The 13900-nt window shown below is 73.1% G+C and carries 14 protein-coding genes; 9 read left to right on the top strand and 5 right to left on the bottom strand.

Translation table 11 applies throughout. The features are described from left to right. Window positions 1-70: 70 nt before the first annotated feature. Window positions 71-664 (top strand): transglutaminase family protein, encoded by a 594-nt coding sequence (locus tag AB0472_RS30935; RefSeq protein ID WP_366361217.1) that lies wholly within the window; start codon window positions 71-73, stop codon window positions 662-664. 10 nt (window positions 665-674) lie between these two features. After that, a complete protein-coding gene (locus tag AB0472_RS30930) occupies window positions 675-1370 on the top strand; it encodes a phenylalanine--tRNA ligase beta subunit-related protein (RefSeq protein WP_366361216.1) in 696 nt (231 codons plus the stop codon). Window positions 1371-1390: 20 nt separating this feature from the next. Here AB0472_RS30930 and AB0472_RS30925 read toward each other — a convergent pair whose 3' ends face one another. Then, complete coding sequence (locus tag AB0472_RS30925; RefSeq protein ID WP_366361214.1) at window positions 1391-2119, bottom strand: lysophospholipid acyltransferase family protein; 729 nt, start codon at window positions 2117-2119, stop codon at window positions 1391-1393. 188 nt (window positions 2120-2307) lie between these two features. Beyond that, a complete protein-coding gene (locus tag AB0472_RS30920) occupies window positions 2308-2724 on the bottom strand; it encodes a DUF4395 domain-containing protein (protein WP_366361212.1) in 417 nt (138 codons plus the stop codon). Window positions 2725-2826: 102 nt separating this feature from the next. Between AB0472_RS30920 and AB0472_RS30915 the strand changes: the two genes are divergently transcribed. The 4 genes from AB0472_RS30915 (at window position 2827) to AB0472_RS30900 (ending at window position 6006) form a co-directional block, all read left to right on the top strand. Further along, the gene (locus tag AB0472_RS30915) at window positions 2827-3243 is read left to right on the top strand and encodes a thioredoxin family protein (RefSeq protein ID WP_366361210.1); all 417 of its coding nucleotides are present in this window, start codon (window positions 2827-2829) and stop codon (window positions 3241-3243) included. 208 nt (window positions 3244-3451) lie between these two features. Further along, complete coding sequence (locus AB0472_RS30910; protein ID WP_366361208.1) at window positions 3452-3961, top strand: flavin reductase family protein; 510 nt, start codon at window positions 3452-3454, stop codon at window positions 3959-3961. A 241-nt stretch (window positions 3962-4202) separates the two neighbouring features. Next, window positions 4203-4991 (top strand): electron transfer flavoprotein subunit beta/FixA family protein, encoded by a 789-nt coding sequence (locus tag AB0472_RS30905; protein ID WP_366361206.1) that lies wholly within the window; start codon window positions 4203-4205, stop codon window positions 4989-4991. Window positions 4992-5043: 52 nt separating this feature from the next. Further along, a complete protein-coding gene (locus AB0472_RS30900) occupies window positions 5044-6006 on the top strand; it encodes an electron transfer flavoprotein subunit alpha/FixB family protein (RefSeq protein WP_366361205.1) in 963 nt (320 codons plus the stop codon). Window positions 6007-6068: 62 nt separating this feature from the next. Here the strand turns inward: AB0472_RS30900 and AB0472_RS30895 are convergent, their stop codons facing one another. Continuing rightward, entirely contained in the window at window positions 6069-7022 is a 954-nt protein-coding gene (locus AB0472_RS30895; protein WP_366361203.1) for an endonuclease/exonuclease/phosphatase family protein, read from the bottom strand. A 196-nt stretch (window positions 7023-7218) separates the two neighbouring features. On the opposite strand from AB0472_RS30895, the gene AB0472_RS30890 reads away from it, so the two are divergent. Beyond that, window positions 7219-8523, top strand: coding sequence for an aldolase/citrate lyase family protein (locus tag AB0472_RS30890; RefSeq protein WP_366361201.1), 1305 nt, complete (start codon window positions 7219-7221; stop codon window positions 8521-8523). Between the two features lie 107 nt (window positions 8524-8630). Next, the gene (locus AB0472_RS30885) at window positions 8631-10517 is read left to right on the top strand and encodes a serine/threonine-protein kinase (RefSeq protein ID WP_366361199.1); all 1887 of its coding nucleotides are present in this window, start codon (window positions 8631-8633) and stop codon (window positions 10515-10517) included. On the opposite strand, the gene AB0472_RS30880 is transcribed toward AB0472_RS30885, so the two are convergent. Together AB0472_RS30880 and AB0472_RS30875 are read right to left on the bottom strand one after the other, a co-directional pair. Next, a complete protein-coding gene (locus AB0472_RS30880) occupies window positions 10463-11260 on the bottom strand; it encodes a hypothetical protein (RefSeq protein ID WP_366361197.1) in 798 nt (265 codons plus the stop codon). The genes AB0472_RS30885 and AB0472_RS30880 overlap by 55 nt on opposite strands. A gap of 189 nt (window positions 11261-11449) precedes the next feature. After that, window positions 11450-12535 carry a LacI family DNA-binding transcriptional regulator gene (locus tag AB0472_RS30875; protein WP_366361196.1) on the bottom strand — a complete coding sequence of 362 codons (1086 nt, stop codon included), beginning with the start codon at window positions 12533-12535 and terminating at the stop codon, window positions 11450-11452. A 214-nt stretch (window positions 12536-12749) separates the two neighbouring features. On the opposite strand from AB0472_RS30875, the gene AB0472_RS30870 reads away from it, so the two are divergent. After that, complete coding sequence (locus AB0472_RS30870) at window positions 12750-13703, top strand: ROK family protein (RefSeq protein WP_366361194.1); 954 nt, start codon at window positions 12750-12752, stop codon at window positions 13701-13703. The last annotated feature ends 197 nt before the right edge of the window (window positions 13704-13900 follow it).

Here is a 13900-nt window from a genome sequence, read left to right as displayed (position 1 = left end):
GTTGCATAGGTATGCGATCCAATGAAATGTCATTGACTCTCGGGTGGCTGCATTCCTATGCTCTGCGGGCATGGAGCTGATCCAGAACACCACCGACCTGTCTGCCTATTTGGCCGCTGACGAGGTCATCGACCATCGCCATCCCCTGGTCCGGGAGACGGCTGCCCGGCTGGCTGCGGGAGTCGACGACTCGTATGGCTATGCACGCGCCGCCTACGAATTCGTGCGCGACGCCATCCCGCACTCCCAGGACTCCGGCGACCTGCGCGTGACCTGGCGGGCCTCGGACGTGCTGGAGCGGCGCACCGGCATCTGCCACGCCAAGGCCCATGCCCTGGCCGCCCTGCTGCGCGCCGAGGACATCCCCACGGCCCTGTGCTATCAGCGCCTGACGCACGACGACGGCGGAGGCCACGTCGTGCACGGTCTGGTCGCCGTCCGCTTCCACGGCGCCTGGCACCGGCAGGACCCCCGCGGCAACAAGCCGGGGGTGGACGCGCGGTTCTCCCTGGACGGCGAACGGCTGGCCTGGGTCCCCGACCCGCAGTCCAATGAGGTGGACTATCCGGTCCTGTACGCTGAACCTCATCCGGCCGTGCTCGGCGCGCTCGAAGCGGCGCCCGACCGCCCGTACCTCTGGAAGACGCTCCCCACCGCACTCTGAGGCAAGGTCCATGACTCTCACGCTCACCGTGTCCGACGAGGTGCGCGCTCTCGCGCCCGGCTTCACGCACCTCGTCATCGAGGCCCACGGCCTGCTCAACGGGCCCAGCACGGAGGCGAGTTCGGCGCTCCTCGACGACGCGGCCGGCCGGCTGGCGGCACGCCTCGACGGCCGCGCCCCGCACGAGGACCCGCACATGGTGGCCTGGCGGGCCGCCTACACGGCCTTCGGCTCCAAGCCGTCCCGCACCCGTAACTCGGCCGAGGCGCTGGCGAAGCGGGCCCTCGCGGACGGCGGCCTGCCCCGGATCAACCTGCTCGTGGACCTCTACAACGCCGTCAGCGTCGCCCACCTGATCCCGGTCGGCGGCGAGGATCTCGACCTGATCCAGGGCGGGATGCGCCTGGTACGCGCCACCGGCGAGGAGGACTTCGTCACCGTGGCCGGGGGCGAGGAGACCGTCGAGCACCCCGATGCCGGCGAGGTCGTGTGGTGCGACGACGCCGGGGTCACCTGCCGCCGCTGGAACTGGCGCCAGGGCCCGCGCACCCGCCTCACGGAGCGGACCGCGTCGGCCGTCTTCCTGCTGGAGGGCCTCGCCCCGGTGCCGGACGTGGTGGCGGCGGGCGCCGAACTCGCCGAACTGCTGGAGAAGTTCAGTCCGGGCGCCCGTATCGAGGTGCGCGCGCCCGAGCCGGCGGGCTGAGGCTCGGAGCGGGCTGAGGCTCAGACCGCCTCGGCGGCCTTCAGCTGGTCGAGCGTGGGGGCCGTGCCGCCCAGGTGGGCCGGGAGCCACCAGGTGTCCGAAGCGTCCTTCGGGCGGGCGGGGTAGGCGCGCTGGGCGGCGTCGAGGAGCTCCTGGACACGCTCGCGCAGCCGGCGGGTGATGGCGCCCGCGTACTGGTCCCGCGGCGCGTCGACCGGCTCACCGACCCGGATGGTGATGGGCAGGTGGTTCCGCTTGAAGTTGCGCGCCTGGCCCTTGGTCCAGATGCGCTGGGTGCCCCACAGGGCCATCGGTACGAGCGGGACGCCGGCCTCCTGCGCGAGGCGCGCGGCACCCGACTTGAAACTCTTCAGGGTGAAGGACTGGGAGATCGTGGCCTCGGGGAAGACGCCCACGATCTCACCGGACTTCAGCGAGTCCAGCGCGTGCTGGTAGGCGGCCTCGCCCTGCTTGCGGTCCACCGGGATGTGCTTCATGCCGCGCATCAGGGGGCCGGAGATCCGGTGCCGGAACACCGACTCCTTCGCCATGAACCGCACCAGACGCTTCTGCGGCAGCGCCGCCAGGCCGTCGAAGACGAAGTCCAGGTAGCTGATGTGATTGCTCACCAGTACGGCGCCGCCCGAGCGGGGGATGTTCTCCGAGCCCTGGCAGTCGATCCTGAGGTCCCAGACCTTGAACAGCGTCTTGGCGAAACCGATGACGGGACGGTAGACCAGCTCTGGCATGGGCGGGGCGGACCCTCTCTGCTCTGCCTGGGGAAGGGGCTCCCGGCGGGAAGTTACGGAGCCGTAGGTTTACGGCGTCTCGCAGATCGTGCCCGAAGAACGGACGGGTAGCCAGCCCTGGTGCCCGGGCGTGGCGAGATCCTCGTCACGTTGGGCCCCTTGATCCACCTCGTGGTTTTAACCCGTCTTTACTCCGGGCGGGCCGTCAACCGCCGTATGAGCAGGAACATCTCGCATCCCAGGCAGTACCCGAACGCCGCATTGAGGAAGGCCGCGGCGAGTGCGAGCCCGGTCGCCGCGAGGCCCAACCACGCGGGCCCCAGCGCGAATCCGACCAGACCGAGCCCCGCGAAGACCAGTCCGACCGCCTGCGCGAACCGCGGCGGCTCCGGCGGTTCGAACTCCGTCGGGGCGCCGAGGCGCGGTCGTACGAGTGTCCGGAACGCCCAGCCGTACGGTGATCTGCCCACGCCCCCGGCCGCGCCGAGCGCGAACGCCAGCGTCTGCCAGGCGAGGATCCAGGGGCTCCTGGTGATGAGTGCGGCGGCCAGTACGACCGTCGTCACGGTCGCCGCGAACCGCGGCCCACGTGCGTCGATGTCCATGAGCCAAGGATTCCGCCCCGCGGGCCGGTAGGGGAGCCGGGAATCTTTGCAGTCTCGTGAACGCTTTTCCCCGCGGTGAGCCGTCTCGTGGATCCTTGTCCGGTGACGACCGGACTGGTGGTGTGCGTGGCGGTGCTCGCGGCGGCGAGCTTCTACGGAGTGCTGCACAGGCGGCGGAGCGGGAGGGTGAGGGTGCGCGGGCGCGACGACGGCAAGCGGCTCGGGGCGGCCGAACTCGGCGGCGAACTGGGCGAACGGGCCACACTGGTGCAGTTCTCCAGCGCCTTCTGCGCCCCCTGCCGGGCCACCCGGCGGGTGCTGGACGAGGTCGCCGGGATGGTCCCCGGCGTCACCCACGTCGAGATCGACGCCGAGGCCCATCTGGACCTCGTACGCGAGCTGGAGATCCTCAAGACCCCCACCGTGCTGGTGCTCGACGCGACCGGCCGGGTGGTGCGCCGGGCCACCGGGCAGCCCCGCAGGGCCGACGTCATCGCGGCCCTGGGCGAGGCGGTCTGACGGCCATGACGATGACGGTGAGGCACCTCCCATATCCCGGAACGTACTTGACTGGGCGCACCACCTATCGTCAGCCTGACTGTATGCCTCAGGAACTCCTTCTCTTCGGACGGGTCCACGTGGACCTGGCCCGCACCGCGAGCGCGCGCTGTCCGGGTTGTTGAGCAGCCCCGGACCCGACGACCGCCTCCCGCAGAAGGACAACTCCATGACGGCCACGCCCGACCTCGGCGCTCCTCGGCTCGCCTCTCCCGACCTGCTCCGCTCCGCCTTCCGGCGGCACGCGGCCGGTGTGGCGGTGATCACCGCGCGCGGCGCCCACGGCCCGGTCGGCTTCACCGCCACCTCCCTCACCTCCGTCTCCGCCGAGCCCCCGATGCTCTCCTTCGGTGTCGGCGCGGGTGCCTCCAGCTGGCCCGCGATATCCACCGCCGAGCACATCGGCGTCCACATCCTCGGCGAGCACCAGGCGGAGCTCGCGGCCACCTTCGCGCGCAGCGGCGCGGACCGGTTCGGGGCGCCCACCGGCTGGCGCGACGGCCACGAGGGCGTCCCGGTGCTCGACGACGTGCTGGTGTGGCTGGTGTGCCGGGTCGTGGCGCGGGTGCCTGCCGGTGACCACCGGATCGTGCTGGCCGAGGTGCTCGTCGGTGATCCCTCCCGGGCCGGCCGGCCGCTCCTGTACCACCAGGGCGCCTTCAACGGACTGCGGGACTGATCACACGCCCCTGGTTCCGCGGATCACACGCCGCTCGCTCTGCGAGCGCGTCGAGTTCCGGTTACGCTGCGTTGCGAAGGTCACAGTTCAAAGCGCTTGCTTAGCGGGAACGAACTGGGTGTACTGGTGAGTAATATTTCGTTCGGAGCGCGCGGCCGCCCCGACCGGGATGAGCCGCTTGAGGCGCCTATGCTGCCTGCAAGAGGCAGCCCAGAAAAGACGATGCAGTAGGAGAGCCGGCGTGAGCCTGAGGATCGTTGTCACTGTGAAGTACGTGCCCGACGCCACTGGCGACCGGCACTTCGCCGATGACCTGACCGTCGACCGTGACGACGTGGACGGTCTCCTCTCCGAGCTGGACGAGTACGCGGTCGAGCAGGCGCTGCAGATCTCGGAGAACTCGGACGACGACGTCGAGGTCACCGTCCTGACGGTGGGCCCCGAGGACGCCAAGGACGCGCTGCGCAAGGCGCTGTCGATGGGCGCGGACAAGGCGATCCACGTCGAGGACGACGACCTGCACGGCACCGACGCCATCGGCACCTCGCTGGTGCTGGCCAAGGCGATCGAGAAGGCCGGCTTCGACCTGGTGGTCTCCGGCATGGCCTCCACCGACGGCACCGCCGGTATCGTGCCGGCGCTGCTCGCCGAGCGCCTCGGCGTCCCGCAGGTCACCCTGCTCTCCGAGGTCTCGGTCGAGGGCGGCACGGTCAAGGGCCGCCGTGACGGCGACGCCGCGAGCGAGCAGCTGGAGGCCTCCCTGCCGGCGGTCGTGTCGGTGACCGACCAGTCGGGTGAGGCGCGTTACCCGTCCTTCAAGGGCATCATGGCCGCCAAGAAGAAGCCGGTTCAGTCCTGGGACCTGTCCGACCTCGACCTCGAGGCGGAGGAGGTCGGCCTGGAGGGTGCCTGGACCGCGGTCCAGGACGCCACCGCGCGTCCGGCCCGTACGGCGGGCACGATCGTCAAGGACGAGGGCGAGGGCGGCAAGCAGCTCGCCGAGTTCCTCGCGGGCCAGAAGTTCATCTGAGCCCCGCACTCGCTGACCGCCCCTCAACTGATCCAAGCAGGAGAGCATTCCCATGGCTGAAGTCCTCGTCTACGTCGACCACGTGGACGGTGCCGTCCGCAAGCCCACCCTGGAGCTGCTGACCCTGGCCCGCCGGATCGGCGAGCCCGTCGCCGTCGCGCTGGGCAACGGCGCCGCCGACACCGCCGCCGCGCTGGCCGAGCACGGCGCGGTCAAGGTCCTCACCGACGACGCGTCCGAGTACGCCGACTACCTGGTCGTCCCGAAGGTGGACGCCCTCCAGGCCGCCGTCGAGGCCGTCTCCCCGGCCGCCGTGCTGGTCCCGTCCTCCGCGGAGGGCAAGGAGATCGCCGCCCGCCTGGCGCTGCGCATCGGCTCCGGCATCATCACCGACGCCGTCGACCTGGAGGCCGGCGACGAGGGCCCGGTGGCCACCCAGTCGGTGTTCGCCGCGTCCTTCACCACCAAGTCCCGTGTCTCCAAGGGCACCCCGGTCATCACGGTCAAGCCGAACAGCGCCGCCGTCGAGGCGGCCCCGGCGGCCGGTGCGGTCGAGGCCCTGAGCGTGACCTTCTCGGACCAGGCGACCGGCACCAAGGTCACCGGCCGTACCCCGCGCGAGTCGACCGGGCGTCCGGAGCTGACCGAGGCCGCGATCGTGGTCTCCGGCGGCCGCGGCGTCAACGGCGCCGAGAACTTCGCGATCATCGAGGCCCTCGCCGACTCCCTCGGTGCGGCCGTCGGCGCCTCGCGTGCCGCCGTCGACGCCGGCTGGTACCCGCACACCAACCAGGTCGGCCAGACCGGCAAGTCCGTCTCCCCGCAGCTGTACATCGCCAACGGCATCTCCGGCGCGATCCAGCACCGGGCGGGCATGCAGACCTCGAAGACCATCGTGGCCGTCAACAAGGACGCCGAGGCCCCGATCTTCGAGCTGGTCGACTTCGGCGTGGTCGGCGACCTCTTCGACGTCGTCCCGCAGCTGACCGACGAGGTCAAGGCCCGCAAGGGCTGATCACCGCCGCAGGGCGGTGCGAGGCCCCCGTGACCGGCACCGGTCGCGGGGGCCTCGCCGTGTCACCGCAGGCTCAGTGAGACCTGCACGGGCAGGTGGTCGCTCGGGAACTGGCCGTGCATCGAGAAGGTGTCCATGGTCGCCCGATGCGTGGTCACGCCCGGCGAGGTCAGGATCCAGTCGATCCGGTCGCCGTCCGGCCTGAGGCGGTGGTAGCCGTGGAAGGTCGCGTACTGCGGGCCGCGGTGCTCCGCCACGTCCCAGGTGTCGACGAGCCCCGAGTCCACCAGGGTGTCGTAGGCCCGGTTCCGGTGGGCGTAGGCGTTGAAGTCGCCGGTCACCACCACGGGCAGCCTCCGGTCGAACTCCGCGATCCGCCTGACCAGGAGCGTGGCGCTGCGCTCGCGGGCGTACTGGCTCTTCTGGTCGAAGTGCGTGTTGGCGACGTAGAACTCCCGCCCGTCGTCGGCCAGATCGCGGAAGCGGACCCAGGTGACGATGCGGGGGAACGCGGCGCCCCAGGTGTTGGAGCGGATGACCTCCGGGGTGTCGGAGAGCCAGAAGGTGTAGTGCTCCACCGGTGCCAGGCGCCGGAGGTCGTAGTAGACGGCGGTCGACTCGTCCCGGCTGCCGCCCTCGCGGCCGGTGCCGACCCAGTCGTAGTGCGGTCCGAGGTCGCTGTCGATGTCGCGCAGCTGCTGGTAGAGGCCCTCCTGGGTGCCGATGACCTGGGGCTGTGCGCGACGCAGCAGTTCGGCCAGCACCGGGCGGCGGTCGGCCCAGCTGTTGGGCTCGGCGGTGCCGGCGTAGCGCAGGTTGAAGGTCATGACGTCGAGACGGGGGGCCGGCCGCGCCGGTACCGCGCGGGTCGCGAGCCGGCGGGCCCGGGATCCGGCGGCGGAGACGGAGGAGGCGGCGGAGGTGGGGATCGCGGCGCTGGAGAGGGGCACGGTGACCGCTGCGGCCAACAGGGCCTGCAGTCCCAGCCGGCGGGTGACTCGGCGCTGGTTCGGCACGACGGCTCCTTCAAGGGGGCACAAGCCGGACGGGCGGGCGTTGAGCAGTGTGATACCCCGGAGTGTGATGAGCGTGAACATGCCCAGATGGGGGCGTGTCGCCCCGTGGACACGGTGTTGACCGCCCCGTCGACGCCCGGATACCTTCATTCAACGGATTGTTGATTCCGTACAGTGGAAAACAGGAGGGTGCGGGATGGGTCAGGGTCGGCAGCAGAAGGTGGCGACGAGCCTCACGGGCGCCGTCAGCGAGGAGATCAGCGCCTCCCTCGCCCCCGTCGACGCCGAACTGGAGCGCCGCTATCCGGGTGATCCGGGAACCCGGCAGCCCGTCCACACCGTGTACGTCCCCGGCGACGCCTTCACGGCCGGCACGATCCGCTCCTGGGGCGACCGGGCCCTCGCCGCCCTCGACGAACACGCACCCGACGCCGCCGCCTTCGCCGCCGTCCTCGGCCTGCCCGACGAGCTGGCCGAGCCCGTCCACTCCCGGGTCCGCGCCAAACTGGAGCGCGAGCCGGTGGAAGACCTGCGCGTCGACTTCGAGGACGGCTACGGCCCCCGCCCCGACGCGGAGGAGGACGAGGCCGCCGCCCGCGCCGCGCTGCTGATCGCCGAGGCGTACGCCGAGGGCACCGCGGCGCCGTACATGGGCATCCGGACGAAGTGCATGGAGGCGCCGGTGCGCGACCGCGGCATCCGCACCCTCGACATCTTCCTCACCGGGCTGATCGAGGCCGGAGGACTGCCCGCCGGGCTCGTGCTGACCCTGCCCAAGGTGACCTACCCCGAACAGGTCACCGCGATGGCCCGGCTCCTGGAGGCCTTCGAGAAGGTCCATGGACTGGAGCCCGGCCGGATCGGGTTCGAGATCCAGATCGAGACCAGCCAGGCCGTCCTCGCCGCCGACGGCACCGCCACCGTCGCCCGGATGATCCAGGCCGCCGAGGGCCGCGCCACCGGCCTGCACTACGGCACCTTCGACTACAGCGCCTGCCTCGGCGTCTCCGCCGCCTACCAGGCGAGCGACCACCCGGCCGCCGACCACGCCAAGGCGGTCATGCAGGTCGCCGCCGCCGGCACGGGCGTACGCGTCTCGGACGGCTCCACCAACGTCCTGCCGGTCGGCCCGACGGCCAGGGTGCACGACGCCTGGCGGCTGCACTACGGCCTCACCCGGCGCGCCCTGGCCCGCGCCTACTACCAGGGCTGGGACATGCACCCCGGCCACCTCCCCACGCGGTACGCCGCCGTGTTCGCCTTCTACCGCGAGGGCCTGGAACAGGCGGCCGCCCGGCTCGCCCGGTACGCCGACCGCGCGGGCGGCGACGTCATGGACGAGCCCGCCACCGCCAAGGCCCTCAGCGGCTACCTGCTGCGCGGCCTGGACTGCGGCGCCCTCGACAACGGCGAGGTGGCCCGGCTGACCGGCCTGACCCGGGCCGACCTGGAGGGCTTCGCGGTGCCCAGGCGCGGCGGCCTGACGGCCTCCGGGAAGTAGCGCGTACCGGTCAAGTCACAGCTTTTCCAGCCGACTTGAACCGACCCTGTCACTGCCCCGTACTCTGGTGCGCCATTCACGGACGTGTCTTCAGGATCGGGGCTGCGGTGTCGGGTTCGTACGGACAGGCTGACGGGACCGGTCGCCTGCTGGCAGGGCGGTACCGGGTCGTCGCCAGGCTCGGGCGCGGTGGTATGGGTGTGGTGTGGCGCGCCGTCGACGAGGTCCTCGGCCGCGAGGTCGCCGTGAAGGAACTGCGCGCCTACACCGACAGCGCCGCACCCGAACTCGCCGACCTGCGGCTGCGGATGCAACGCGAGGCGCGGGCCGCCGCCCGGGTGCGCCACCCCGGGGTGGTCGTCGTGCACGACATAGCCGAGGTCGACGGCCGCCCGCTCATCGTCATGGAACTGGTCGACGGCCCCTCCCTGGACGACCTGCTGCGCGAGCGCGGCACGCTCGGGGCACAGGAGGCCGCCCGCGTCGGCGCCGAGGTCATGGACGCCCTGGCCGCGGCCCACCGGGTCGGCGTCCTGCACCGCGACGTCAAGCCCGGCAACATCCTCCTCGACCGCTCGGGCCGGGTCGTCCTCACCGACTTCGGCATCGCCACCATGGCGGACCCAGGCGACGGCTCCGCCACCCAGCTGACCGGCAGCGGCGAACTCGTCGGTTCCCTCGACTACCTGGCGCCCGAGCGGGCCAAGGGCGCGGCCCCCGGCCCGGCCTCCGACATCTGGGCCCTCGGCGCCGCCCTGTACGCGGCCGTGGAGGGCACCTCGCCGTTCGGCCGTACGTCCACCTTCTCGACGCTCACGGCGATCGTCGACGAGCCCCTCCCGGAGCCCCGCAGGGCCGGCCCGCTCGCGCCGGTGCTCCGGCGCCTGATGGACAAGCTTCCCGACGCCCGCCCGGACGCCGAGGAGGCCTGCGCGCTGCTGCGGGCGGCCGCGCGGGAGCCGGTCCCGGACACGCCGACGACGGTCCTCAGGGAGCCGGAGCCGGAGCCCCAGCCCGAGCGGCCGGAGCCCGGGCCCGGGCCGGTGCCGCTGCCGGCGGCGGACGGGCCGGTCCCGGGGACCGGGGAGGAGGCCGGCGCCGGGGCCGGCGAGCAACGGGGCCCGAAGCCCACCGAGGGGTCCGCCCCGGAGCACGCCGGACAGCTCGCCCCGGTGCCCGCCGCCGGACTCGCCACCGGAGCCGGCACCCGGAGTGCCGAACTGGTGCGCGCCCGAAGATTAGCGCCCGCGCCCCTGCCCGGCGCCCCGGACGGCCCGCTGGGCGCCGCCCGCCCGGGCCGCACCCGCCGCCGCGCCCGGTTGCTCGTCGTGATGGCCGTCGCCGTCGTCCTCACGGCGACCGGACTGACCGTCGCGTTACGGAACGACAGGGGACAGACGGCGAAGACGGACGCGGGTCCGCCCGCCCCGACGCCGCCCGGCGCCTCGAAGAGCGCCCGCGGCACCGGTGCCGGGCGCCCGGCCGGGGCCGATCCGGTGGGGCAGGGCGCGGAGACGGGCGCCGTACCGGCCGGCAGCGCCACGCACGCCGCCGGGGGCGCACCGGCGGGACCGGCGGACGGCGTCGCCTCCGCCACACCGTCCGGGGCGCGGTCCTCCGGCCCCAGCCCCTCCGGCGGATCCGGCACCGCCGGTGCCACCGCCCCCGCCACCGCGACGGCTCCCGCCACCGCCCCCGACACCCCCGTCCCGGTCTGCGCGCCCGCGGGGGACGGCACGTACACCTGCCAGGTGCGCAGCGGCGGCGCCAAGTCCTACACCGCCGACGGGACCAAGGTCGGCAAGGTCCGCCCGGGCGTCCACTCGTTCTACTGCCAGGCCGACCTGGGCCGCCGGGAGACCCACGGGCAGTGGACCAACGTCTGGTGGGCCGAGACCGACGACGACAAGGGCAACACCGGCGTGTACGTCAGCGACGTCTACATCAAGGGCGGCACGAACGACGAGCCGCTGCCCGGACTTCCCGTCTGCTGAGCACGGACGTACCGCTCCAGTCCCGACGCGACCGCCCACTTCCGCTCCGCGAACAAGCGGGTGCCCTGCCCGCACAGCGCCGCGTCGGCCCGCGCCCGCGCACAGAACTGCTCGGGCGTGCCTCCGAACAGCTCTCTCAACTCTGCGGAACCCGTGAGGAGTTCGGTGAGCAGGGCGCGCTCGCCGGGGTGGCGGCGGGGCGCGCCGGTGCCGTCGTGCAGCACGCCGTGCCGGTTGACGTACGCGTGCACGCCGGGAAGCGTCGAGCCGTCCGCGAGGGTGGCGCGGACGGCCGGGGCGGGCAGCCAGGCCCGCACGAAGTTCCCGTTCGGCAGCGGTACGCCCTCGCTCGCGTCGATCACCTCCAGCTGCCGCCCGTCCAGCCAGAGGACGAACAACTCCCGTACCGCCGAAGGGGAGGCGATCGGGGACGCCGAGACATAGCCGAGGCGGCTGACGTGCGCCGATACCCCGACGTCGAGTCCGCGGACCCGGGCGCGCACCATGGGAATGGCTCCGGTGACACCGGACTCGGCCATCTTGTGCTGGAGCTGGGCGGGTGAGGCGTTGGAGCCGACCGCGAGCACCGGCACCCGGTCCCCGTCGTGCACCAGCCGCCCGAGCGGCAGCAGCCGGTCGCCGTCCAGCAGCCCGGAGTCGGCGGGCCAGACACCGGGGTAGGTCAGCGGATGGTCCCGCGGCGCCTTGTCGAGGCCCAGCTCGGCCAGCGTACGGCCGGTCACGGGCGACGCGATCCGGCGAGCGCGGGGCAGGCCGTGGTCCGGCTCGGCGCGGCCGGCATCCGCCCCGTCGACCGGCGGCCCGACGCCCCGGGCGTCCGGACGGTCCTCCCGCGGCGCGCCTCGGCGCACTCCCGGCCGGCGGCGGTGCGGCGGCACGGTCCCGTGCGCGTCCGGTCCGTCATGCCCGGCTCAGTCCGCCGGGGGCAGTTCGCCCGAGCCGCGCGTGATCAGCCTGGTGGGCAGCTCGATCCGCTCGGGTGCCATGAGGGTGCCGTCCAGCTGGCGGAAGAGCCGTTCGGCGGCCGTGCGGCCGAGCAGGGCCGCGTCCTGGGCGACGACCGTGAGGCCCGGGTGCAGCAGCTCGGCGAGTTCGATGTCGTCGAAGCCGACGAGCGCGACCGGGCGGGCCTGCTCGGCGAGGACGCGGATCACGGTGACGGTGACACGGTTGTTGCCCGCGAAGATGGCCGTGATCGGTTCCGGCCCCGACAGCATCTCCTCGGCGGCCCGGCGCACCCGCTCCGGGTCCGTCACGCCGAGGGAGGTCCACGCGGCCTCGACGGCTATCCCGGCGTCCTCCAGCGCCGCCTGGTAGCCGCGCAACCGCTCGGCCGCGGTGTGGATGTGGGGCATGTCGCCGATGAACCCGATCCGGCGGTGGCCGTGTGCGATCAGGTGGGCGACCCCGTCCCGGGCACCGCCGTAGCTGTCGGAGAGCACCACGTCGGCGTCGATCTTCCCGGCCGGGCGGTCCACGAACACCGTCGCCACGCCCGCCCTGATCTCCGGCTCCAGATAGCGGTGGTCGTCCCCGGCAGGGATCACCACCAGGCCGTCCACCCGCCGCGCGCACAGCGCGAGTGCCAGCTCCTGCTCCCGGTCCGGGTCCTCGGCGCTGGAGCCGTTGATGAGCAACGCCCCGTGCGCGCGGGCCACTTCCTCCACCGCGCGGCTCAGCGGGCCGTAGAACGGGTCGGCGAGGTCCTCCAGGACCAGGCCGATGCTCGCGGTACGGCCCTTGCGCAGCACCCGCGCGCTGTCGTTGCGGCGGAAGCCCAGCGCGTCGATCGCCTCCTGGACCCGGCGCTCGGTGTCCGGCGTCACGCCGGGCTCGCCGTTGACCACCCTGGACACCGTCTTGAGGCCCACACCGGCCCGAGCCGCCACGTCCTTCATCGTCGGCCGGGTCCCGTAACGGGAGCCGGGGAGACGGTCTGCGCGGCGGGAGGTCTCGGGCACGATGCGGCGTCCTGTCCTGTCGTCCACGGGATGCATGGGCTCACGGAATTGTGTCTGGGCTCATGGGTTTGTATCAGGGATACACAGGCTCGTGGGTTTGTATGAGGATGTGGCGTCGAGCATAGAGCCTGGACAACGTTGTCAGATGCAAGGGAGACTGTCCACCGCAATCTCCGGCCTGCGTCCCCACCGCTTGACCGGCCTGTTGTGTCACTCGGCTACTCATGGTTGACGGGGAGAACTGACTCTGATGCACACCGACCTCGTGGCGGCCCTCGACATCGGCGGCACCAAGATCGCCGGCGCGCTGGTGGACGGTCACGGACGGATCCAGGCGCGCGCCCAGCGCGCCACGCCCGCCCAGCAGGACGGCGAGACGGTCATGAGGGCCGTCGAGGAGGTGGTCGGCGAACTCGCCGGTTCACCGCTGTGGGGGCGCGCCCGTTCGCTCGGGATCGGCAGCGCGGGCCCGGTGGACGCCTCCGCCGGCACCGTGAGCCCGGTCAACGTGCCCGGCTGGCGGGAGTATCCGCTCGTCGAGCGGGTGCGGGCGGCCGCCGGCGGGCTGCCGGTCGAGCTGATCGGCGACGGCGTCGCCATCACGGCCGCCGAGCACTGGCAGGGCGCCGCCCGCGGCCACGACAACGCGCTGTGCATGGTGGTCTCGACGGGCGTCGGCGGCGGCCTGGTGCTCGGCGGCAGGCTGCACCCCGGCCCGACGGGCAACGCCGGCCACATCGGCCACATCAGCGTCGACCTCGACGGGGATCCCTGCCCCTGCGGGTCGCGCGGCTGCGTCGAGCGCATCGCGAGCGGCCCCAACATCGCCCGGCGCGCGCTGGAGGGCGGCTGGCAGCCGGGCCCGGACGGCGACACCTCGGCGGCGGCGGTGGCCGCCGCCGCCCGGGCCGGCGACCCGGTCGCGGTGGCCTCCTTCGAACGGGCCGCGCAGGCGCTCGCGGCCGGGATCGCGGCCACCGCGACCCTGGTCGAGATCGACATCGCGGTGATCGGCGGTGGCGTCGGGAAGGCGGGGGACATCCTCTTCACGCCCCTGCGCAAGGCGCTCACCGACTACGCGACCCTCTCCTTCGTCCAGCGCCTGACGGTCGTACCGGCCCAGATGGGCACGGACGCGGGTCTGGTGGGCGCCGCGGCCGCCGCGCTGGCCGCCCGGCCGGACGCGGAGGCGGCGGGGGTCTGAGAGCGGTCCGACGGCGGTCGTCAGGCCCCGCAGGAACGTTCAGGTCCGGTCGGCCGGGGTTCAGGCCCGGCCGACCGGACCGGGGGGGGGGGGCGGGGGGGGGCCCCCGTGGTGCGCCCGGGCGCCCCCGCCCCCCGGGGGGGGGGGTTTGGCGGGCCCCCCGCCGGGGGCGCGATGCCGGCCCCCCCCCCGCCCGG

Source organism: Streptomyces sp. NPDC086777 (genome assembly GCF_040702065.1).
GTDB lineage: Bacteria > Actinomycetota > Actinomycetes > Streptomycetales > Streptomycetaceae > Streptomyces.
This window is presented reverse-complemented; position numbering and strand designations above follow the sequence as displayed.